Genomic DNA, 23484 nt, shown 5'->3' with positions numbered 1-23484 from the left:
TCGTCAACAGCCAGCTCTTTTACTATATCTCCGTTTCTCAACAAAACCGGAATGAGAAGCATCCCATTCCGGTTTTGTTAAATCCACTAATATAGAAAGGCTGTAGTCTCTAGGCAGTTGCAGCTGACTGCATTGCCTCTGCTAAGACCTTGGCAACCTCAGGACGAGAGAACTGAGGAGGGGGAAGTTCTCCCCGACGTAGCATTTCGCGTACCTTTGTACCTGAGAGGTGAATTCGATCTTCAGGCCCGCTAGGACTCGTCTTCGTTGTTGCCATAGACTCAGTCTTCTTGCAGAAGAATGCATGCTCAAATTTCATCGGCACGATTCCCATGGCGTCAGCGTCTAACTCATCAAAGATATGCTGAGCATCGTAGGTGCCGTAGTAGTCTCCAACGCCCGCATGGTCGCGGCCCACGATGAAGTGAGTACAGCCATAGTTTTTACGCACAAGAGCATGGAAAATTGCTTCTCGGGGACCGGCATAGCGCATCGCTGCTGGATTAATCGCCAGCGTGACGCGATCCTGTGGGAAATAATGCTCCATCATAATCTCGTAGCACCGCATTCGGATGTGGGCTGGGATGTCGTCACTTTTCGTCGCGCCCACCAGCGGATGCAGAAAGAGACCATCCACCGTTTCTAAAGCGCACTTTTGAATATACTCATGGGCGCGATGAATCGGGTTACGAGTTTGAAAACCGACAACGGTTCGCCAGCCCTTCTCTTTGAAAAGCGCTCGGGACTGGGCTGGATCGATTTGGTAAGAGGGGAACAGGGGATGAGGATGACGCTCTAGTAGCCAAACTGGACCCGCAAGGTTGATACCTCCTTGGTCGTAAACGACTTTCACGCCCGGATGCTTATCTTCGTCGGTTCGATAAACCTGGAGGGCTTCCTGCTTCTTATCGTAGGCATACTTTTGTGTCAGCTCCAAGACGCCCACAAAACGGCCATCAGGATCATTGAGGCGGACAAGAGAGCCAATCTCTAGGGGATTAGCAATATCTTCAGTGACAGATAAAGTAATGGGCACTGACCACGGTAGGCCATTGGCCAAATGCATTTTGTGGACAACCTGTTCGTAGTCCTGCTGCTCCATGAAACCCGTCAACGGGCTAAAGCCACCGATGGCGATCATCTCTAAATCAGAGGTTGCTCTGGCGTCTAACTGGACGCTCGGTAACTGTTCTGCTTTGCTTAAAAACTCCTGTCGCTGAGCTTCAGAAGCAATGCGATTAATGAGTTCACCACCGTGGGCTTCGATCACGTCTTGATGCTTCAAAATACACTTCTCCAACTGCGTCGCCTCCCATCCCTGCTAAGGATTACGACTCGCAAAACGTACAGTTGAAGGTAAAACTCAAAGCTTGTGGAGCTTTAAAATCAACGACGGGCTGCGAATAATGGGAGATCTTAAACGCTCTTATCATAAACTACTTTTTGAATTGAAACAGGTAAAAATACTCACTAAACACTAGGCTTTTCCAAATTTTCTTCTGGGAATGATTTGTGTTTATTATCTCGAGGTTAAACATTCGTGATGATGGGTTTAATGACCGATGAAAATTTGAACGAGAAAATGACGGTGGTCATAATAAAAAATAGATCAGCATGTAGGATGTAAACGTAGCCACATAACGGTTTGACTATGCCTGTCCTCTCCTCAAATCATTTGACTCAAAAGCCGATCAAATTTGGTACTGATGGCTGGCGAGGGGTGATTGCAGCAGACTTTACCTTTGAACGGCTCAAGAAAGTTGCACCCGTGGCAGCCCAGGTGTTGTCGGCAACCTATGGCGAGTCGACGGGGAGTCGCTTGGTGATTGTGGGGTACGATCGTCGCTTCCTATCTGAGGAATTTGCCCAGGTTACGGCAGACGCCGTTGCCCAAGCCGGATTTGACGTTCTTCTTTCTAATGATTATGCTCCCACGCCTGCTTTCAGCTGGGCCGCCTATCATCGTCAGGCGCTAGGGGCATTGGTGATTACAGCCAGTCATAATCCTGGGCAATACTCTGGCCTCAAGGTGAAGGGTGCCTTTGGCGGATCAGTGCCGCTTCCTGTCACTCAAAAGATTCAGAGTCAGCTGGAAGCGGGTTCTCTGCCTTCAGCGCCTGCTACCGGCCAGGTCACGTCCTTCAATCCTTGGCCGGAGTACTGTCAAGTTCTCAAATCAAAGGTTGATCTGAGCTTGATCAATACAGCCATTAATGAAGGAAAGCTTTCTGTTTATGTAGATCCGATGCACGGGGCAACGGCGGGTGGTTTGGGACAGCTCCTTGAAGCGCCGATTAAAGAATTGAATAGCGAGCGAGACCCCCTCTTCGGTGGCGGTGCCCCTGAACCTCTCCCCAAATACCTACCGGAATTGATTCAGGCGCTGAAATCGCGCCAAGATCAGGGCGTGGCTTTGGGACTCGTGTTTGATGGTGATGGCGATCGGATCGCAGCGATAGATGGACAGGGCGAATTCTTGAGTTCTCAATTTCTGATTCCAATTTTGATTGATCACCTGGCGACCCATCGCGGCATGACTGGAGAGGTGATCAAAACGATTAGCGGCTCGGATCTTTTTCCTCGGGTGGCGGCGCTTCATGATCTACCAATTTATGAAACGTCTATTGGCTACAAGTACATCGCAGACCGAATGCTAGAAACTCAAGAGACGGTATTGATTGGGGGAGAAGAGTCAGGCGGAATTGGCTACGGCAATCATATTCCTGAGCGGGATGGCCTCTTGTCAGCGCTATACCTTCTGGAAGCGTTAGCTCAAACGGGTAAGGATTTAAGTGAGCTATATCAGCAGCTTCAAGCTCGAACAGATTATCACTGTGCCTACGATCGTATTGATGTTCCCCTTGCTAGCGATAGCGTCAAAGTCAATCTGCAGGGGCAGTTGAGCAGTGCTCCTTTTCAAGAAATCTTGGGACAGTCCGTTATCGATGTAGGCACGGGAGACGGCAGCAAATTCCGCCTTGCAGATCAAAGCTGGCTCTTGGTGCGCTTTAGCGGTACAGAGCCTGTTCTACGGCTGTACTGTGAAGCAGCTAATCCGGCACGCGTTGACGAAATTTTGAACTGGGCTAAGCAGTGGGCTACCCAGGTTGACGGGTAGAATGGTTGAAAGCGGTTTTACAGACCGGCTCTACAGTCCTAGTCGAAATTTATGCCATCAACCCTGACCGATACGAAGAATTGCCTGGATACCCATCTTGAGCCTGTGGCTCAGATTCTTGTGAGTGCCACGACTCCGCCGCTGCTTCTGGGCGTGCTGGTGCAGCGCCAATGTGGTCAATGGCTTGAAGAATTGGGGCAATTTAGCGAAAGCTTTTTTCAAGGCCGTAGGCTGCCCAATCTTCCTTTCCCTGAGGCTGATGCTTCTGAAGCTGACGAACTTGTCTAGCCCTCTGGTTTTGGACAAACGGAGATTACATCCTAGAATTGTCTCAAGGCCATCGGTCCTATGATTTGATGCGCCTCTAATCCTTATTTGGTCCTCACATTATTATTGAGCGTAGGTTTACTGTGCTGAGTTCAAAGCCCATGGGTTCCATTGCTGACGGATCTAATTCAGATTTGATGATGCCGCCGAGGACGGAGCTGCTGCTCCAGCATCGTTTGACGATGATTGAAGCGCTTTTAGAAGAGGTGCTGCAGGATGAGTGCGGGCAGGATCTGGTCGATTTGCTGCAGCAGTTGCGATCGATGTGTTCGCCAGAAGGGCAGGCACCGCGTGTTCCTGAAGCTGAAGTGCTCAAGGTGGTCGAGAAGCTGGAGCTAGGGGAGGCGATTCGTGCTGCCCGTGCTTTTGCGCTGTATTTTCAGCTGATCAATATTGCCGAGCAGCATTACGAACAAGAAGCCAGTATTTACCGGACCCATGGGTCGCTGCAGGAGAGGCACGTTGCCCCAGCGGCGACCGCAGACGGTGCCGCTGCATCTCAGACGCCCTATACCGATGCTCGGGGTGGCTCAGCGGAGCATATTGAGAATAGTCTCTATGAGATGACGCCCCCAGATCACAATTTGGGAACGTTCTCGTGGCTGTTCCCGCAGCTCAAGCGCTTAAATGTGCCGACGCGCCATATCCAGCAGCTCATTGATGCGTTGGATGTGAAGCTGGTGTTTACGGCTCACCCGACTGAAATTGTGCGGTCTACCATTCGTAATAAGCAGCGCCGAATTGTCAGTCTGCTTAGTGATTTAGATGCTGTTGAGTCAGGGTTAGCGGCCCGTACCCGCGCAGATTGGGAGTTAGATGCGGCCCGCTCGTTGCTGACGGAAGAGATTCGATTTTGGTGGCGCACCGATGAGCTACATCAGTTTAAGCCTGAGGTGCTGGATGAGGTGGAGTATGGACTCCACTATTTTGATGAGGTGCTGTTTGACGCCATTCCGCAGCTTTATCGGCGTCTGTCTCAGAATTTGCAAGAGGCTTTCCCGCAGCTACAGCCACCCCAGTACGACTTCTGTAAGTTTGGCTCTTGGGTGGGCTCAGATCGGGATGGAAATCCCTCTGTTACGCCTGAGATTACTTGGCAGACGGCCTGTTATCAACGCGATCTGGTGCTGCAGAAGTACATCAGTGCCGTTACGAAGCTGATTGACCTGCTGAGCCTATCGATGCATTGGTGTGATGTCCGGCCTGATTTGCTCGATTCCCTAGAGCAGGATCAGCTGCTGATGCCTGAAATTTATGACCAGCTCGCTATTCGCTTTCGCCAAGAACCCTACCGGCTGAAGCTCTCTTATATTCTTAAACGGCTCAAGAATACTCGCGATCGCAACTCTCAGCAGACCCAAGGTGGCGATCTGTTTGCTGCTCCTCTGGCGACAACCCTTCAGGAGCCGCAGTACTACACCAATGTCGAAGCTTTTTTATCAGAGCTACTGGTTATCAACCAGAATCTGCAGGGGACTGGTCTCCACTGCCGTGAACTGGAAGACCTCATTTGCCAGGTTGAAATATACGGTTTTAATCTGACTCAGCTCGATATTCGCCAAGATAGCTCCTACCACTCTGATGCCATCACCGAGATTGCCGACTATCTGCAAATCTTGCCCCAACCTTACAACGAGCTGTCTGAGGCCGAGCGAACGCAGTGGCTCATTCAAGAACTGCAGACCCGACGGCCTTTAATCCCAACAGAGCTTCCCTTCTCCGATAGAACAAAAGAGACCATTGACACCTTCAAGGTGGCGCGGCGACTGCAGGAAGAATTTGGCCAAGACATCTGCCGCACCTACATCATCAGCATGTGCCACGACGTCAGTGACCTCCTAGAAGTGCTGTTGTTTTCCAAAGAAACCGGACTCTACGATCCTGCAACCCATCGTGGCACGCTCCATGTGGTGCCGCTATTTGAAACCGTAGACGATCTCAAGCGCGCCCCTGAGGTGATGACGGCGCTGTTTGAGCTACCGCTCTACCGAACCTATCTAAATGCAGAAACCTCCACCGAAACTACAGAGAACGACAACCCTGAGGCAGAAGGTGCAGCTCCCCTTGCTTTGCAGGAGGTAATGCTTGGCTATTCAGATAGTAATAAAGACTCTGGGTTCCTGAGCAGTAACTGGGAAATCTATAAGGCTCAGCAGTCTTTGCAGAAAACGGCAGCTCCCTATGGCGTCTCCCTACGGATCTTTCACGGTCGGGGTGGCTCGGTGGGTCGGGGGGGGGGGCCTGCCTACGAAGCGATTTTGGCCCAGCCCGGTCGCACCATCGATGGCCGCATCAAAATCACTGAGCAGGGAGAAGTTGTTGCCTCTAAGTACTCGCTGCCAGAGTTAGCGCTGTATAACCTAGAAACGATTACGACGGCGGTGATTCAAGCGAGTCTGCTGCGTTCAACCATTGACGATATTGATCCCTGGCATGAGATCATGGAGGATCTGTCAGCGCGATCGCGGAAGAAATATCGCTCTTTGATTTATGAGCAGGATGACTTTGTGGATTTCTTCTATCAGGTCACCCCTATTCAGGAAATTAGCCAGCTACAGATTAGCTCACGCCCCAGCCGTCGTCGGAAGGGCAATACATTAGACAGTCTGCGGGCGATTCCTTGGGTGTTTAGCTGGACCCAAAGTCGCTTTTTGGTTCCGGCCTGGTATGGCGTGGGGACAGCCCTAGAGGAGTTCTTGACCGAAAATTCGGCAGAGCATCTGAGTCTTCTGCAGTTTTTCTATGCCAAGTGGCCTTTCTTCAAGATGGTGGTGTCCAAGGTTGAGATGACGCTCTCGAAGGTGGATTTACAAATTGCTCACCATTATGTTCATGAGCTATCGAAGCCGGAGGACCGAGAGCGCTTTGAGCACGTCTTCCAGCAAATTTCAGACGAATACTACCTGACCCGCAAGCTGATTTTGATGATTACTGGGCGCAAGCAGCTTCTCGATGGCGATCCTAATCTGAAGCGCTCTGTCCAGCTTCGTAACGGCACCATTGTTCCCCTTGGGTTTTTGCAAGTTTCGCTGCTTAATCGATTGCGAAACCACCAGAGTCTGAATGCGGCGGGCACCGGGGTACGGTCTCAGTACAGCAAGGGTGAGCTGCTGCGGGGAGCCTTGCTGACCATCAACGGCATTGCCGCCGGGATGCGGAATACAGGATAGGGAGTGTTACTTCTCTGTTCAGCTGCTGTTGTTGATTAGCCATTGGCGTTATTGTAGGAGAGAGCGGCTCTCTCTGGTTTGGAATGAAGTCCCTTAGTCTATCCTTTTGTTCTACCATCGTTACTTCGCATGAATATTCTCTCGAATTTGCTGACTCAACCGACGCCTACAGCCGTTCCTCGGCAGCGCGGTCGAGGTATTGAACTCAAGTCTCAGCGTGAGATCGAGATCATGCGGCAGGCCTCCAAGATTGTGGCGACGGTTCTCAAAGAGATTGGTGAACTGACCGAACCCGGCATGACCACAGCAGATTTAGATGCCCATGCTGAAAAACGTATCCGGGAGATGGACGCGCAGCCTAGCTTCAAGGGCTATCAAGGCTTTCCGGCCTCAATCTGCTCTAGCATTAACAATGAAGTGGTGCACGGTATTCCCAACAAAAAGAAAGTTATTCGAGAAGGGGATGTCTTGAAGGTGGATACGGGAGCTTATTTTGAGGGCTTCCACGGCGACTCCTGTATCACGATTGCGGTGGGTGAGGTGACGCCAGATGCCGCAAAGTTAATCAAGGTGGCGGAAGAAGCGCTCTTCAAAGGGATTGAGCAGGTTAAAGAGGGCAACTACCTGATGGATCTGGCCGGAGCAATCCAAGATCATGTGGAAGCCAATGGCTTTGCTATCGTTGAAGAATTTACCGGGCACGGCGTGGGTCGCAACCTACATGAAGAGCCGTCGGTGTTCAACTTTAGAACCCGTGAAATGCGGAACGTAAAGCTGCGGGCTGGTATGACGATTGCCATTGAGCCGATTGTAAATGAAGGGTCTAAGCGAACTCGAATTTTGCGCGATCGCTGGACTGCGGTCACGGTCGATAATGCGCTCTCGGCTCAGTTTGAGCATACGGTACTGGTCACAAAGACTGGCTATGAGATCTTGACCGATCGCAGCAAGGTTTAGCGACATATCGCTCTGAAGGCTTAGTTCGTGACTGGAGCAACTGACTCCACCCGAGGGGAGCTGTATTCTCTGTACACACTAGACCAGATTCAGGCAGCTCAGCCGTCGTCGGTCGGAACACAGGCACTGTGGCTAAGCCAACTTCCTCAAGAATCTGTGGTAGAGAGTGCGGTTATTTCTGCCGACGTGCTGCAGCTTTTTCTAGAGCGGCTGGAGTGGCAATCGCCGCTGCTGAGAGATTTTCCGCATTTGAGGCTGCATTTTAATCTAGACCAGCCTGATCAGCTCCAGTCTGTGGCTCAGACGCTGCAGGCTAGCGTTGAAGAAACCGATTTACCGCTGCTGTGGAGCCAAGACTGGGTCCGCAATCTTCAGGAGTGGAGTGATCGGGAGGAGCTTCTCACCTGCGCGGACGAGAGACGGCCTGTTGAGGGACTGGCTCACCTGCGGGTTAGTCTTACGCCTTCTCTGTGGTTGCCTGCGGAGTGCGAATCTAGTTTGGCTGGGTTAACGAACCTGATCACGCCCCAGTACTGCTGCCTCACCCCCGAAGCGTTAGCTCACAGCGTCAAACAGCTCTGGAAACAGCTTTTTCAGGCACAAATTCTTTATCTCTGGGAACAGTCGGGTCTGTCGTTCGAGCATTTGAAGTTGGCAATCATCCTACAGCCTTTACCCGCTGCGCCGGTTTCAGGTTGGTTCCAGTTGACCGCGCAGGATCTTTTGATTCAGGTCGTTTCAGGGCTTCCTGTTGGTCTGCTTTTGGGTGATATAAGTCCCAGTTTGTTCCAGGTCAATCGCCGCACAGGGGTTATCGCTAGTCAGCTCAGCGGTTCTTCTGCTGCCTATGGCCTAGTCTCGCAGGCAGGGGAATTAAAGCTTTCGTTAGCATCAACCGAGACTGCTTTCAGCCTCAGTGATGCGGAACTAGAAGCAATGATGGCCCTAGCGACTGAACTGGAGCCTCATATGGTGGCGGGAGCCTCACGTGCTAGATGGTCTCTCTGCCATCAATCAGAACCCCGTTTATGGATCCATGAGCTGGCGGCGGAACTGCCTCGGTCGTTGTTCGATTTAAACGTGAACTTTGTCTCAGGGACTTCTGGGGCTTTGGTGGAGGGACTTCCTGCTGCGCCTGGAGTTGCGATCGCATCCCCCCACATCACCCACGATCTCCAGGCCCAGTCTCCAGAATCTGTCGCTAATACTATTTTGGTCGTTCCCTACTGCCAGCCCAGTGATCTTCCGTGGCTGCGGCAGGCGGCAGGTTTAATTTGCGAACAGGGAGGTCTGACTTCCCACGGCGCAATTCTGGCGCGGGAGCTGGGTTTGCCCGCTATTGTGGGATTCTCAAATGCGACTACCCTGCTTCAGACCGGTCAGCAACTGAGGCTCGACGGAGATCGGGGAGCGGTCTATCCTTTGACGGATGCTCAACAGACAATCCCTCTGCCCTCAGGCATTCTGACTGAGACGGCTCTCTCTCTGAAGACTCAGGTATGGGTGACTCTCAGCCAGTTCCATAATGCGGATGCCGCCAGTCAACTTCCTGTGGACGGCATTGGACTTTTGCGGTCTGAATGGCTGCTGTTAGATCTGCTCCAGCGTCACCATCCGCAACAGTGGATTCAGCAGGGAAAGCAGGCCATCCTGACGGAATATTTGGTTGACCGTCTCCAGATCTTCTTAGAAGCTTTTGCACCACGACCTGTCTTTTACCGCACCCTAGATGGGAGTAGTCGTGAGTTAGCGGGCTTAATCGGCGGAGAGGTAGAGCCGTTTGAGGTTAATCCAGCCTTGGGTCTGCGGGGAGTTGCTCGCTATCAAGCCGATCCGCGACTGTTTGACTGTGAGCTGGCGGCTCTAGCTGAGCTGCAGCAACGGGGCTGGGACAATGTGCGGCTGCTGTTGCCCTTTGTGCGTTCAGTGGAGGAGTTTGTTTGGTGTTGCGATCGCATCTCCACCGCAGGTCTATTCCAATCTCCCAAATTTGAAGTGTGGATTATGGCTGAAGTTCCCTCCGTTCTGTTCCTACTCGAAGACTACGTTAAGGCAGGTGTTCAGGGGATTGCAATCGGCTCAAATGACATGACTCAGCTCATTTTGGGGGTCGATCGCGACCGGCCTCTCTTGGATAGATCTTTGAACACTGGTCATCCGGCTGTTATGGCTGCGATCTCTCAACTGATCCAGGCAGCCAAAACACTAGATATTCCCTGCTCGCTTTGCGGTCAAGTAGAGTCTCGTCTTCTTGAGAAGCTAGTCGAATGGGGAATCACCGCAGTTTCGGTCGATCAGCAGTCTGTCCCGCAGGTCCGACGCACCATCGCCAACGTGGAGCGGAAGCATTTGCAGGTTTGAGGGGCCGCTCCAATTTAATGGGGCAATGGGAGGCGCAATATAATGAACTCAATCTTTGTCTTGGCTGATCTGAACAATGCAAGCCGCTGGTTCTCACTCTTACTCGTCATGTTTTTACTGGGATAGAGCAGAAAAACTTCGTGGGAATTTAGCGTAGGCAGTCTCCTAAGGTAACGCACTGTTCTTTTTCTCTAGATTGGAGATGATAACTGAAACAACTTTTGTCTTTCGATTGATTCGTGCTGTGCTGATGACTATCGAATCATCTAGTGGCTCTTTTTGAATAGATAACTCAAAAATCCGTTGTTCATCAAGTTCTGTGACGCCTAAGATAATTCCTTTCTCTTGCTGCATTGATTTCATCTAGAGATTTTGGCTCCCAAAAGCGCAGGTCGGCTGAGATAATAAAGAACCGGCTGTCTGTTGATGGCCCTGTCTTGACTATTTGCGATCGCAACCCATGCCAACCTATCATTACGCCCTCGCCAGCCAAAAATTTCTGTTAGAGGAAGAGCCCCTCGATGAAGTCTTCAAAGAGCGATACCGCAACTACGAAGAGAACAACAAAGAAGTCGACTTTTGGCTGGTAAAGCAGCCCGCCTTCCTGGAATCACCGGAACTACAGGCCGTCAAAGCCAAGTGCCCCCAACCCTGTGCCGCCATTATCTCCACCAGCCCTCAATTTATTACGTGGCTGAAGCTGCGCCTTGAATACGTCGCCGTCGGTGAATTTCAAAGTCCCTCAGAGGCCATCCCTGATGCCCTGGCTTCCTTGACCGCAGCCTAATGGATTACCGCGAAGCGGGTGTAGACGTCCAAGCCGGACGCACCTTCGTCAACAACATCAAAGATTTAGTCGCTCAAACAGCCCGTCCTGAAGTTTTGGGTGGTCTCGGAGGCTTTAACGGCTTATTTCAACTGCCCACGGGCTACCAGGAACCTGTGCTTGTGGCTGGCACCGACGGCGTTGGGACAAAGTTGAAGCTTGCTCAGGCTCTCAATCAACACGACACAGTGGGGATTGATCTCGTGGCCATGTGCGTCAACGACGTTTTGACCTGCGGAGCCGAGCCACTTTTCTTTCTCGACTATGCCGCCACCAGTCACTTGGAACCTGATCAGCTTACCCAGGTGGTTGCCGGTATCTCCGCCGGCTGTCAGCAAGCCGGTTGCGCCCTTCTCGGTGGCGAAACCGCTGAGATGCCAGGGTTTTATCAGCCGCAAGAATATGATCTCGCCGGGTTCTGTGTGGGTCTCGTAGAGAAAGCCAAGATCCTCGACGGTTCTCAGGTACAGGTCGGTGATGTGGTGGTGGGCCTCGCCAGCCAAGGCGTCCACAGTAACGGCTTTAGTCTCGTCCGCAAGATTGTTGCTGACGGAGGTTTTGGCTGGAATGATCGGCCTGAGCTGCTCACAAAAAGCCTTGGCGAAATGTTGTTGACGCCGACTCAAATCTACGTTGAGCCCGTGTTAGAAGCACTGCGAAGTGGGTTTGCCATTCACAGCATGGCTCATATTACCGGGGGGGGCTTGCCCGAAAACTTACCGCGCTGTCTCCAAAAAAATCAGGCAGCTCACTTAGACCCAGGAACGTGGACGGTGCCCCCCATCTTTACATGGCTGTCGACGGCTGGCCACGTCAGCCGTGAGGCCATGTTTGATACCTTCAATATGGGGATTGGCTATGTGTTAGTGGTGTCAGCCGACATGGCCCCTGAGCTGGTTACTTGGTTTGAGCAGTACGGCATCTGGGCGGGGGCAATAGGCAGCGTTACCGAGGGCACTCAGACGATAACGGGTTTATAGTGGATAGATGATTAATATTGACCTGTTGTCGGGGAAGGTTGCGATCTCAACCTTTTGAGTCACGCGTCAATACCATCTGATATTAAGAGGAGCTTCACTAAAAGTGCTGAGTGAAGTTCAGTTGGAGGGGGAGCCATGGGCCTGCAGTATAGCCCACCACTCAAAGCAAGATGACCCAAGTGAACGAGAGCGTTTTCCCTTCTAGAAGCCTGCTGAAAATCTATTTGCAAAGCCCGTAATTGATGTACCGCTCTCTTTTGCTTAGATAGAGCGAGGAAAAATTTTCTCTCGCCAGTGTGAAACAACCTTGCTTCAAAGTAATCTAGAGGCTGGAAGGGCTGACTCTAGAGGGCGACGTTTGTTGTTGGTGAGTAGGTATCAAGAAATGGTGCTAAGCAATGAAGATATCCTTGATTCAGACAGGGATCTACAGGAAATATTGCGTCAGAGTCCAAAACATTGGAATGAGTGGCGACACCAACAATCTGATGGGCTTGTTTTAGAAGGTGCCGATCTTCGTAGCGCTGATCTCTGTGGTCTTGACCTCCACGCCACGGATTTCTTTAGAGCCAATCTTTTCAGAGCCCACCTTAGTGCCGTTAACCTCAGCTCTGCTAATCTCAGCTCTGCTAATCTCAGCTCTGCCAGTCTCAGCTCTGCTAGTCTCAGCTCTGCTAATCTTAGTTCCGCTAATCTTAGCTTTGCCAATCTCCACAACGCTGATCTGCAGAATGCTGACCTCAGTGCGGTAAACCTCAAAGGTGCCAACTTACGCGATGCCAATCTCTGCGACGCTAATCTTTGCGATGCTAATCTCAGTAGAGCCAATCTCTGTGGGGCTGTCCTCTGTGGCGTTCGCATCAACGGTGGGACTCAGCTAGCTCAAAAGTGGCATCTCGTTTGGGAAATTATTAATCAAGGTGCTAGCGGCAGAGATCTGAGTGCAGCTAACCTAAGCGAAGCCAACCTGAGCGAAGCCAACCTGAGCGGAGTCAATCTAACAAGTGCCGATCTCCGAGAGGCTGTTCTCACTAGGGCCGTTCTCATCAAGGCGAATCTTCAGCGTGCCGACTTAAGTGGTGCCGACTGCCGCGAGGTCGAGCTGAGTCGCGCCAGTCTCAGCCATAGCGATCTCAGTGGTGCCAACTTCAATGGCGCGCTGCTTCATAAAGTGGATCTGCGTGGCGCTGATCTCAGCGGCGCTAACCTTAGTGGCGCTGATCTGACTGAGGCCGATTTCAGTGGAGCCAATTTGAGCGACGCCAATCTTCTGAAAGCCGATCTCAGTGCTGCTACCCTGCGTGATACTCAAATTAGCTCTGGAACCCGACTGACCCAGAAGTGGCGTGTCGTTTGGGAAATCGTCAATCAAGGTGCTGGCGGTCGGGATCTCAGCGGTGCCAATCTCAGTGGTGCTAACCTGCGCAAAACTGACCTCAGCGGTGCCAACCTTAGCAATGCAGATCTAATTAAGGCCGATCTCGGTGGAGCAATCCTCCACAACACCGACCTCAGAGGAACAAACTTAATCAGAGCTAATTTAAGCAAGGCTATTTTGAACCGTGCCGATCTGACTGAAGCTGATCTAAGTGGCGCGAATCTTGGAAGCAGCAACCTCCACAGAGCAAACTTGAGCGCAGCCATTCTGAACCGTGCCAACCTCTGTGAAGCCGACGCAAGTCGGGCGATTTTTGTCAAGTCCAATCTGATTCGATCCGATCTGAGTTCTGTGATCTTTCACAATACCGATCTGAGTGATGCCATCCTCAGCGATACCAATCTCTACGATGCTGATCTGAGCGGTGCCATTTTGATCAGAGTCAATCTCACCTCTGCCAACCTTAAAAAGGCCAATCTCAGTGACGCCAATCTCAGTAGAGCGAATCTCATTCGGGCCAATCTGACCCGTGCTAACTTGACTAGGGCAATTCTGATTAAGGCCAATCTGAGTGGGGCTAACCTCAGCGAGACCGTTTTGAGCGAAGCCAACCTCAACTTTGCTGACCTCAGCGGTACCAATCTCAGGCGTACCAATCTCATGAAGACAAACCTCAACTCGGTCACGTTCGTCAGAGCCAACCTTAATTCAACTAATCTGAGCTTTGCCGATCTTGGTTCAGCGAATCTGAGCTTTGCCGACCTCAGCTCAGCCATTCTCCATCACGCTGATCTCAGTGATTCTGATTTGCAGGGGGCCAACCTGAGCGGCGTTAATCTCAGCGGTGTCAATCTCAGCGGGCGTGATTTAAGCGGCCACGACCTAAGCAGCGCTAACCTGACAGGCGCTAACCTCCGTGGGGCGAATCTCTGCGAAGCCAGTTTTAGAGGGACCAATCTAACCCATGTCGATCTGAGTATGACCAGAGTGGTTGGTACTGATTTCAGTGGTGCCATACTGACAGGAGCCTGTATTGCCGAGTGGCAGCTCGGGCGTTCGACTCAGCTTCACAATCTACAGTGCCACTACATCTTTCGCACACTTGACCCTGAAAAGAGAACATTCGCTGAACGAATGCCTTTAGCTCCCAGCAGCGTCTTTGTCTCGGGTGAGTTTGAGCAATGGATAAAAGTGCGGACAGTGGCCTTTGATACCGTCGAAATTACCTTCATCCAAGGCATTGATTGGCTCGCCCTGTTGCTGGCTCTGCGAGGTGTTCGGCAAAAGCACGTAGACCTTGAAATTTTGATGCAGTCGGTCGAAGAAAAAGAGGGTGCCTATGTGGTCTGTTTAAGGCTTGAAACAACTGCAAAAGGGAGAGCCTTAGAAAATCTTAGAGCTGAGATTGAGACCCAAATGAAGGCTCTCTATCGACGACAGCTCACTGAGTCCCCCCTTGAATTTGATGGCTTAGAACACTCCCTCGACCAGGCTTTAGAGAAGCTTGCCACAGCGTCCAAGCCTCGCTAGGACAAGGTAGTCTGTAGAAAGTGATGTCAACCTTTCTACCCCTATGAAACGGCGACACTTTTTACTCGCGACGAGCGCCCTCAGTTGCAGCCTCGTTAAGGGTGGGGCAACGGTGGGCTCCAGCAGCACCTTTACTCCTCAATCTGGATTCTCTGACTATCCCTTCAGCTTGGGGGTTGCTTCCGGTGACCCTTGGCCCATGAGCGTTGTGCTCTGGACTCGATTAGCCCCCAATCCTTTGCGAGAGCCGTCGTTACCCCCAACGAATATTCCGATTCAATGGCAGGTTGCTACTGACGAAGCGATGCGTCAGGTGGTGGCGAAGGGTACTGTTTTGGCTACGCCGGAGCTGGCACATTCTGTCCGCGTGGTGGTTGAAGGGCTTCGACCTGGACATTGGTATTGGTATCAATTTAAGGCGGGTCGCGAGATGAGTCCGGTGGGGCGAACCCGCACCGCGCCTGCCCCTGGAGATGGTGATCAGTCGCTGAAGCTGGCCATGGTCTCTTGCCAGCATTATGAGAAAGGGTATTTCACCGCCTACAAACATCTCGCGCAAGCCAATTTAGATGTTGTGTTTCACCTGGGCGACTACATCTATGAAGGCAAACCTCGGCCGGGTCGCATCCGTCAGCACGTGGGGGGCAATCCTGTTGATCTAGAGACCTACCGGCTGCGCTATGCTCTCTATCGAACGGATCCTGATTTGCAGGCAGCGCATGCCGTGGTTCCCTTTATTGTCACTTGGGATGATCATGAGGTCGAGAATGATTACGCCAGTGATGAGTCGCAGAAGTTCGTCAAAGGGGCAGAATTTCTCAAACGACGGGCCGCAGCGTATCAGGCTTACTACGAACACATGCCGCTGCGGCCCAGTGCTCGACCGAGTGGCCCCAACCTACAGCTCTATCGCCGGTTCCGATTTGGCAATCTAGCGGAGTTTAGCGTTCTCGATACCCGCCAGTATCGAGATGACCAAGCCTGTGATGGCAATGGGAAGGGAGGCGGTCAAATGGTCTACGGCTGCGAGGAGCGTCTTGATCCGCAGCGCTCAATGTTAGGGGCAACGCAGGAAAAATGGCTGCTGGATGGATGGACGAAATCCCAGGCTCAGTGGAATGTGCTGGCTCAGCAGCAGCTCATGGCTCAACTGGCGCAGAAGCTAGGGGAAGTTCCTGGCTTTTGGTCTGACGGCTGGGATGGGTATGCCCCCACCCGTCAGCGTTTACTGAAATTTATCGAACAACGTCAGCTTTCTAATCCGGTAATGCTGGGAGGTGATCTTCATTCCTTTTGGGTCACCGATCTTAAGACTGACTATCAAGATGACGAGGCACCTGTGGTCGCCACTGAGTTTGTGGGAACCTCTATTAGCTCGGGTGGACCAAACTACGATGTATTTTCTTTATTTTTACCTGATAATCCCCACATCAAGTTTTTTGAGAGCCGCCTACGGGGCTATGTACAATGCACGATTGAGCCGCAGCAATGGGTCAGTCGGCTACAAGTCGTTGATACCGTCAAGGAGCCAGATGCAGGTCTTCGGACTTTGGAGAGTTATGCCGTAGAAGCGGGCAAGCCGGGTGCTCAGCTTCTCTAAGGTCAGCTAGGTCATCCAGAACGATGAGGCTACGAGTAATTTGAGAACGACTAATGAAAGCGTAGAGTTTCTGAATACTTCATGGAAGTTAATGGTTGAGATACAGCCTGCATGATTGGAGCAGTGCTGGTTTAGGATTGATTCTAAGGGTCGCAATGGAGCAGACAGTCATGCCTTATTTTTGGTTTAAAGCCTTTCATATTATTGGCGTCGTAGTTTGGTTCGCGGGCCTGTTTTATTTGGTTCGCTTGTTTATCTATCACACTGAAGCGAATGAGGAACCAGAACCCGCTCAGTCCATTCTCAAGAATCAGTATGCGTTGATGGAGAAGCGGCTGTACACGATCATCACGACGCCTGGAATGGCGGTCACGGTTGTGATGGCGATTGGCTTGCTCACCACTGAGCCAGAGGTCCTGAAACAAGGTTGGCTACAGGTCAAGCTGGTGTTTGTGGCGGGTCTGGTGGTTTATCACCTCTATTGCAGCCGCTTGATGAAGCAGTTGGCTGCGGGTACTTGCGGCTGGACGGGGCAGCAGTTGCGGGCGTTGAATGAGGCTCCGACAATTTTGTTGCTGGTCATCGTACTGCTGGCGGTGTTTAAGAATAGCTTGCCCACCGATGCGACTGTATGGGTTGTCTTTGGCATGGTGCTGGCGATGGTGGTGACGATTCAGCTATACGCCAAGAAGCGTAAGCGTGATAAGGAGAAGCTAGCGATGGAGGCTGCTGAGTAAATTTCGGGGTTGAGATCGCAATGTTTCAAGCCACCCGCCGCCGTCTAGCCCTCTGGTATACCGTCGTCACGGCGGTGCTGCTGCTGCTGTTTGCCAGCGGCTTCTATATCTATGTTCGTGGCACTTTGATTGAGCGCGTTGACGACACCCTTAGCCATGTCGTAGAGGTGGTGCAGCGCTCGCTGGTTGTGGACGCAAGTGCGCCAATGGCGGCAGATCGGATCAACTTACAGGCCAGCTTTGGCAGTCCCCCGGAAGCGGTGGAAGACGATCGCATCGATCTCGAATGGTATGGCCCCACCGGAGTTCTGCTGTGGTCAACTTTTAAAGAGCCGATTGATGTCCCGATTCGCCTGAGTCCGGGGGGCGTTACGGTTGAGATCTCGCCGGACTATTGGCTGCGCCAGGTGACCCGTAAGCTCACGGATGGAAAAGACGTGATTGGCTTTCTGCGAGTCAGTCATCCTTGGTTTGAGGTCACCAAACCAGCCCGACAGTTGGTGATTGATCTGAGCTTAGGTACCAGCTTGCTGATTGCACTAGTGGCGGCGGTGGGTTGGTTCCTCTCACGCCTAGCCATTGAGCCGATTCAGGAGTCGTACCAGCAGCTCAAGCAGTTTACGGCTGATGCATCCCATGAGCTACGCAATCCTATTGCGCTGATTCAAACCAACGTTCAAGTGGCGCTCACGGAGACCGATGCCGATTCTCAAGATCAGCGACAGCAGCTCATGGTCGTGGAACGGTTGACCCAGCGCCTCGGAAGACTGGTGGACGATCTGCTATTCCTGGCCCGTCAAGAGGGTGGGGTGGGGCAGATGCAAATGCAGCCCTGTCCGCTTGATGCCCTCCTGATGCAAGTGGTGGAAGAACAAGATGCGATCGCAACCACCCAGCAAATTAACTTATCCCTAGATTTGGGTGACTTAGCCTCTCTCCCCGGAGAAGAACCCTATACACTTCTCGGTGATTATGATCAGCTTGCTCGCCTATTTACCAACTTAGTGAGCAATAGCCTGCAGTACACCCCTGTTGGCGGCAGTATCGAAATTCATCTCCAGCAAACCCAGCGTCAAGGATTGCCATACTTGAAAGTGGACGTTAGCGATACCGGTATCGGTATTCCTGACACCTCGCTCCCATATTTGTTTAATCGTTTTTATCGAGTGGATCCAGCCCGGAGAAAGTCTGCTCTGCCTACAAGTTCAGGCACAGGATTAGGGTTAGCCATCGTTCAGACAATTATCGAAAACCATCAGGGTCACATTCAGGTCGTTAGTCGTATCCAGCAGGGGACAACCTTCACCGTTTCCCTACCCCAACCATCAGCCAGACCCATAGGACAGACCTTTCCTCGCCTGACAACCAAGGCTGAGGGCTAGGCTAAAATAGACATAAATCTCCTGGCTTTCATCAGCAGCTAGGAACACCGAGTGGCCTATAGCGTCTGATCCTGTAGCGCTCCATTCCGGCGTCGTGAATTATGGTTTTGGGTGTCTCCTCCTATGTTTAAGCTAAGTAATCTGCCTCTCTTTACGCTTCTAGCGGTTCCCCTATTTCCCCTTTCCGTTGGGGCACAGGGATTTGAACCATTTCCTAGCCCTTCGACTCCCTCTAGCTCACCGCCGCCAGCGAGCAGCGCACCCTCTGAACCAGGGCAGTCACCCTACTTTCGCAGTCGGGCCAAGAACCTCGCCCGACAAGCTGCTGAGCGAGCTAATGGTGGCCTGAGCCAATATCGGGCAGAATCTGCGATGTCAGGTCCAGCCTTAACCGCCCCCTTCGTCGAAAATGCTGATGGTAGCCTGACCTTCACCTTCAAAGGTGGCCCGCCCGGAGGTGCCCAAACCATCGAAACCGTTGCGACCGTTGTCAGTAGCGGTGCGGTCAATTTAGACTACAACGGCCCTATCCGTGGCTCCAACGTGGCTGCGCCCCCATCGGCTCCTTCCTCAAATCCGTCACCTGGCTGGACTCCTGCTGCTCCTGCCCCTGCACCACAGCCGACAGCAGCTCCCCCTGTACCGCAACGGCCCGCTCCCGCACCATTGCAGACGCTGCCGTCTTTGCCGGTCGCCCCTGCTCCATCGGCTCCTTCTGCTCCACGGGATGACCTACCTAAACTCAGCCCTCAGTCTTCACGTCCGCAACCTGTGACCATTCGCCCCTTCGAGCAGGAACTGCCGACTCCCTCTGCTCCTACGACTGTTGCTAGTGTTCCGCGACCCCAGTCACCCCAGCCTCAGGCCACTACTGCAGTAGCTCCATCAGCCGCCGCTGATACCGCCTTGAACGCTGACCTCTTTCTTGCACGAGCCAAGAACCTCGCTCGACAAGCTGCAATCCAGACGAATGGTGGTTTAGGTCAGTATCGACCTGATCCTCGGATGTTTGGCCCTGCGTCCCAAGCACCCCACGTCAAGAATACGAACGGCAGCATTACCTTCAAGTTTCGTGGAGGAAGTCCCGGTGCCGAAGCACAATTGCTAGAGTCGGAGATTACCGTTGCTCAGGACAACAAGTTAACCATTGACTACAACGGCCCCATTCGCCAATAGTCTGACGATTTTAAAAATAAAAAGGAGGGTGCCGACTTCAACACCCTCCTTTTTATGAAACTATTCTCGAACCTACATTGAAGACAGCACAACCTGAGCGGCCTTCAGCGTTCGGTCAATATCCTCCTCGGTATGAGCCAAAGATGTAAAGCCCGCTTCGAAAGCTGAGGGGGCAAGATAAATGCCCTGCTCCAGCATTCCTCGATGGTACTTGGCAAACTTCTGGGCGTCTGCCGCCTTAGCATCCTCATAGTTGTGAACTGGACCTTCGGTGAAGAATAGGCCAAACATTCCGCTAATGTGTCCACCACAGACCGCATGGCCGTTGTCCTTGGCAACTTGCAAAAGCCCCGTAATTAATTTTCCGGTGATCTTATCAAGCTGCTCATAGGATCCAGGGCGTCCCAATAGCTCCAGCGTCTTGATGCCTGCCGTCATCGCCAAAGGATTACCCGATAAGGTACCCGCCTGATACATTGGGCCCGCAGGGGCTACCATACTCATAATGTCGCGCCGTCCGCCATAGGCACCCACTGGTAGACCACCGCCAATTACTTTACCCAGCGTGGTTAGATCGGGCGTGATGCCAAACTTCTCCTGAGCGCCGCCATAGGCAATCCGGAAGCCGGTCATCACCTCATCAAAAACCAAGAGAGCACCTTCGTCCTTCGTGATCTCTCGTAGACCCGCTAAGAAACCAGCATCAGGGGCAATAAAGCCAGAGTTGCCTACCACGGGCTCCAAAATAACGCCTGCAATCTCTCCTGGGTTAGCTGCGAATAGCTCTTGAACCGCCTGCAGGTCGTTGTAGGGGGCTGTCAAAGTGCTGCTGGTGACCGCCTTCGGCACGCCGGGAGAATCCGGTAGTCCTAACGTTGCGACCCCTGAACCGGCCTTCACCAGAAACATGTCTGCATGGCCGTGGTAGCAGCCTTCAAACTTAATCAGCTTCTCGCGCCCCGTGAAGGCCCGCATCAGTCTCAGCACAGCCATGCAGGCTTCTGTACCAGAGTTGACGAAGCGTACCATTTCGACGCTGGGTACTGCCTCGATCACCATTTCGGCGAGGACATTCTCTAGGGCACAGGGCGCACCAAAGCTGGTTCCCTTCTCAAGGGCTTCTTTGAGTGCCGATAGTACTTCAGGGTGAGCATGACCGCAGATTGCCGGTCCCCAGGTGCCCACGTAGTCCGTGTACTGGTTGCCGTCAACATCCCAAACCTGTGAGCCTTTGACCCGATCAAAGACGATGGGTTGACCGCCCACAGATTTGAAAGCCCGCACAGGGGAGCTAACGCCACCGGGCATTAGCTTTTGAGCGGCGGCAAAAATGTCTTCTGACTTCGTGGTATTCAAAGTGTCAGTCAGCAAAGCAGTCTCCTTAATCAGAGTGAAGTTGAGTGGTTCGTTGCCCAAAGCCTGCTACGCGCTTCCATCACATAGATAGAAGTCGTGACTTAGAATTTAGAACCTTATTTTACAAGGAAATAGGTCGCCGGTTGCTCTAGCTGCGAGTGGCAGGAGCCGGTAAGTCAGCGTTATCAATACCCTCGATCCCTCTAACAGGGGCCGTCCAAAAGGTCGTGTCGGCACTGGGTGACGGTGAAAAAGCCGGACGCTCAATGGCAAAGGATTCTGGGCGGGGTGGAAGGTCTTTGATTTCTCGAAGTGCATCGTCGATGACTTCGTAGGGGGTCTGTCCCACCCGATCGAGTGCAACGTTGCCTTCAGGGTCAATGACGACAAACTGAGGCACAAAGGAGCCGTTGTAGTAATAGGCTGCTTCTTCAGGGGTGTAAGTGTTTTCCGCCGGAAGCGTATCAACGCCAATGGGCATAAAGTTAACGTTTTGACGATAGAAGGCCTGCAGCTGCGAGATCACCAAGGAATTATCCTTGCACTCTGAGCTATCGTCGGTGTAGAACATCAGCACAGAAGGCCGCTCTCTCTGTTTGGACTCAGCGAGACTGCTTCTAGGTGGCACTAATGAACCGTTGCTGGCGTACAGAACGAAAATATTGCCATCAAAATGATCGTCGGTAATTCCTGCAGCAGCGGGAGCTACGCTGAAAACGCCTAGACAAAGTAGTGAAGCGCACAATCCGGCCAATGCGCGAGTTGCCCAAGCGTTCTTATTCAAGAGACACCAAGCGCGTTTTAATAATGCAAGAGTCATGACGTAGCGCACTGAGATGAACACTGCTAATTTTGCCCTATTTTTAGTTGGGTGGCTATGGTGTTAGTCCCTTTGAGGGTGGCGATTGCCTCTGCGATTGAGCTAGCATAAGCACCCGGTAGCAGCCTCAGAAGGACTGTTCTGCACAGAATCGTCCTATCTTTAGGCACCCGATAACCGTTACAATTCATGACATACTCAGCTCGCAGGTGCTGAATCTATGCACGACGATATTCCTGAAGCTTTTCGACAACCCGTTTCTGAATCCTCCTCACCGCGTGCGACCCCTTTGGTTTGGGTGGGGAGTGCTTTGGGGCTGGCGGTGTTGGCTGCGGGGGGATGGTTTACGCTGAGTGCTTTGAATACAAATCCCTCTGAGAGTATTTCTGAGGTTGCTCCTGCAGCACCTAGCCCGACGCCTTCTGCAGAGCCGACCACGGATGACTTGCTGGGACATCTATCCTACGAAGAGGCACCCCCGCAGGAGTTGAAGCCCATCTCTGCTGACGGACGCCTGAAGCTACGAACCTCGGCGGCCCAAGCCTATCAGCGGATGCTGGCCTCTGCTAAAGCCGCAGGCGTTAGTCTCCAGCCCATCTCTGCGTTTCGTACGGTTGAAGAGCAGAACTATCTTTTTTTTAAAGTCAAAGAACAGCGTGCCCAAGCGACGGCGCAGCGTGCTGATGTGAGTGCGCCTCCAGGTCATAGTGAACACCACACAGGGTATGCCATTGATCTGGGAGATGCTACGCGATCTGCTACAAACTTGAGTCAGTCTTTTGATCAGACGCCCGCGTTTAAGTGGTTAGCGGCCAATGCAGCTCGCTTTAGCTTTGAGCTTTCTTTCCCTAAGGGGAATTCCCAGGGTGTGAGCTACGAGCCTTGGCACTGGCGCTATGTGGGAGATCAACCGAGTCTTAAAACATTCTATAGTGCTCGGAAGCTCAAAGAGACTAGTGCTGCCGAGGGGGACGCTCCATGAATGAGCAAACTTCCTTAAATGCGATCGCACTTTCCGTCGCTCTCCTCTCTTTCTCCGTTCTTCTGGGTCCCTATCTGAATCTGCCTTCAGCGGTTCCAGCCGCGATTACGCTGGGTGTGTTGGTGCTGGCTGCTGTCGATACCTTTGGTTTCAATGGTTTGGGGAGCAGACTCCTGCTAGATGGATTCTCCCAGCTTTCTCCAGCCCATCGTCAGCGGGTCATTCACCATGAGGCAGGCCACTTCCTGACGGCTCAGCTTTTGGGCGCTACGGTGGTGGGGTACACCCTGACAGCCTGGGAAGCCTTTCGTCAGGGCCATTCTGGTCAAGGTGGCGTTCGCGTCGAGACGCCAGATTTTGGCGAAACCATCACCGCTTCTGAGCTAGAGCGCTATTGCACTATCTGGATGGCTGGGGGCGTCGCTGAATCGCTGGTTTACGACAATGTGGAAGGAGGCGCTGACGATCTCGAAACCCTGCGGAGCGTTCTCACCCAGCTAGACGTCGGAGATGCGGTTTTAAAGGAGCGGGTTGCCGGTCGGCGAGCGCAGCAACTGCTTCAAACCCACTGGGAAACTTATAATGCCTTGGTTACGGCTATGAACCAACGTGCTTCTGTAGAAGACTGCTGCCAATTGATTGAACAGCAGGTTCAATCAACCGTGTGATATACATCACCCTGATTTTGTGTTTTGCTGTCTACAATCGCGGTTAACTAGAACAGTTTAGATGGCCGTATTTTTTCAGGTTACTTAGTCTGTGTTGCCATCTTTAAATGAAGTAT

18 protein-coding genes are annotated in these 23484 nt (G+C 52.3%); 14 read left to right on the top strand and 4 right to left on the bottom strand.

What is annotated here, in order from left to right; genetic code table 11:
- Nucleotides 1–109: 109 nt before the first annotated feature.
- Nucleotides 110–1288: a sulfate adenylyltransferase gene (gene sat, locus C1752_RS06705; RefSeq protein WP_110985461.1), complete on the bottom strand. Its 1179-nt coding sequence runs from the start codon at nt 1286–1288 to the stop codon at nt 110–112.
- Nucleotides 1289–1651: 363 nt separating this feature from the next.
- Here sat and C1752_RS06700 point away from each other — a divergent pair, with 363 nt between their 5' ends.
- The 5 genes from C1752_RS06700 (at nt 1652) to C1752_RS06680 (ending at nt 9933) form a co-directional block, all read left to right on the top strand.
- A complete protein-coding gene (locus C1752_RS06700) occupies nt 1652–3118 on the top strand; it encodes a phosphoglucomutase/phosphomannomutase family protein (RefSeq protein WP_110985279.1) in 1467 nt (488 codons plus the stop codon).
- 51 nt (nt 3119–3169) lie between these two features.
- Complete coding sequence (locus C1752_RS06695) at nt 3170–3406, top strand: hypothetical protein (protein ID WP_110985278.1); 237 nt, start codon at nt 3170–3172, stop codon at nt 3404–3406.
- Between the two features lie 140 nt (nt 3407–3546).
- Nucleotides 3547–6615 (top strand): phosphoenolpyruvate carboxylase, encoded by a 3069-nt coding sequence (ppc, locus tag C1752_RS06690; RefSeq protein ID WP_110985277.1) that lies wholly within the window; start codon nt 3547–3549, stop codon nt 6613–6615.
- 129 nt (nt 6616–6744) lie between these two features.
- Nucleotides 6745–7572 carry a type I methionyl aminopeptidase gene (map, locus tag C1752_RS06685; protein ID WP_110985276.1) on the top strand — a complete coding sequence of 276 codons (828 nt, stop codon included), beginning with the start codon at nt 6745–6747 and terminating at the stop codon, nt 7570–7572.
- Between the two features lie 27 nt (nt 7573–7599).
- Entirely contained in the window at nt 7600–9933 is a 2334-nt protein-coding gene (locus C1752_RS06680; RefSeq protein WP_110985275.1) for a putative PEP-binding protein, read from the top strand.
- 165 nt (nt 9934–10098) lie between these two features.
- Here the strand turns inward: C1752_RS06680 and C1752_RS06675 are convergent, their stop codons facing one another.
- Nucleotides 10099–10296 (bottom strand): hypothetical protein, encoded by a 198-nt coding sequence (locus C1752_RS06675; protein WP_146242285.1) that lies wholly within the window; start codon nt 10294–10296, stop codon nt 10099–10101.
- A 97-nt stretch (nt 10297–10393) separates the two neighbouring features.
- Here C1752_RS06675 and C1752_RS06670 point away from each other — a divergent pair, with 97 nt between their 5' ends.
- The 7 genes from C1752_RS06670 to C1752_RS06640 all read left to right on the top strand — a co-directional run bounded on the left by C1752_RS06670 (nt 10394) and on the right by C1752_RS06640 (nt 19542).
- Nucleotides 10394–10720: an MgPME-cyclase complex family protein gene (locus tag C1752_RS06670; protein WP_110985273.1), complete on the top strand. Its 327-nt coding sequence runs from the start codon at nt 10394–10396 to the stop codon at nt 10718–10720.
- Nucleotides 10720–11739: a phosphoribosylformylglycinamidine cyclo-ligase gene (gene purM / locus C1752_RS06665; RefSeq protein WP_110985272.1), complete on the top strand. Its 1020-nt coding sequence runs from the start codon at nt 10720–10722 to the stop codon at nt 11737–11739. The genes C1752_RS06670 and purM overlap by 1 nt, the downstream gene beginning before the upstream one ends.
- Before the next feature lie 385 nt (nt 11740–12124).
- On the top strand, nt 12125–14647 hold the full coding sequence (locus C1752_RS06660; protein WP_110985271.1) for a pentapeptide repeat-containing protein: 2523 nt from the start codon (nt 12125–12127) through the stop codon (nt 14645–14647).
- A gap of 43 nt (nt 14648–14690) precedes the next feature.
- Nucleotides 14691–16247, top strand: a complete 1557-nt coding sequence (locus C1752_RS06655) for an alkaline phosphatase D family protein (protein WP_110985270.1) — start codon at nt 14691–14693, stop codon at nt 16245–16247.
- Between the two features lie 170 nt (nt 16248–16417).
- A complete protein-coding gene (gene hemJ, locus C1752_RS06650) occupies nt 16418–16984 on the top strand; it encodes a protoporphyrinogen oxidase HemJ (protein ID WP_110985460.1) in 567 nt (188 codons plus the stop codon).
- Nucleotides 16985–17004: 20 nt separating this feature from the next.
- Nucleotides 17005–18366, top strand: a complete 1362-nt coding sequence (locus C1752_RS06645; RefSeq protein ID WP_110985269.1) for a sensor histidine kinase — start codon at nt 17005–17007, stop codon at nt 18364–18366.
- A gap of 123 nt (nt 18367–18489) precedes the next feature.
- Nucleotides 18490–19542, top strand: a complete 1053-nt coding sequence (locus C1752_RS06640) for a hypothetical protein (RefSeq protein WP_110985268.1) — start codon at nt 18490–18492, stop codon at nt 19540–19542.
- Nucleotides 19543–19614: 72 nt separating this feature from the next.
- Here C1752_RS06640 and hemL read toward each other — a convergent pair whose 3' ends face one another.
- Both hemL and C1752_RS06630 read right to left on the bottom strand, forming a co-directional pair.
- Nucleotides 19615–20913: a glutamate-1-semialdehyde 2,1-aminomutase gene (hemL, locus tag C1752_RS06635; RefSeq protein ID WP_110985459.1), complete on the bottom strand. Its 1299-nt coding sequence runs from the start codon at nt 20911–20913 to the stop codon at nt 19615–19617.
- Nucleotides 20914–21046: 133 nt separating this feature from the next.
- Nucleotides 21047–21718 (bottom strand): thylakoid membrane photosystem I accumulation factor, encoded by a 672-nt coding sequence (locus C1752_RS06630; RefSeq protein WP_146242284.1) that lies wholly within the window; start codon nt 21716–21718, stop codon nt 21047–21049.
- Nucleotides 21719–21938: 220 nt separating this feature from the next.
- On the opposite strand from C1752_RS06630, the gene C1752_RS06625 reads away from it, so the two are divergent.
- Together C1752_RS06625 and C1752_RS06620 are read left to right on the top strand one after the other, a co-directional pair.
- On the top strand, nt 21939–22700 hold the full coding sequence (locus tag C1752_RS06625; protein ID WP_110985266.1) for a M15 family metallopeptidase: 762 nt from the start codon (nt 21939–21941) through the stop codon (nt 22698–22700).
- Entirely contained in the window at nt 22697–23368 is a 672-nt protein-coding gene (locus tag C1752_RS06620) for a hypothetical protein (RefSeq protein ID WP_110985265.1), read from the top strand. The genes C1752_RS06625 and C1752_RS06620 overlap by 4 nt, the downstream gene beginning before the upstream one ends.
- Nucleotides 23369–23484 lie beyond the last annotated feature (116 nt).

Origin of the sequence: Acaryochloris thomasi RCC1774, from assembly GCF_003231495.1 — a bacterium.
GTDB lineage: Bacteria > Cyanobacteriota > Cyanobacteriia > Thermosynechococcales > Thermosynechococcaceae > RCC1774.
This window is presented reverse-complemented; position numbering and strand designations above follow the sequence as displayed.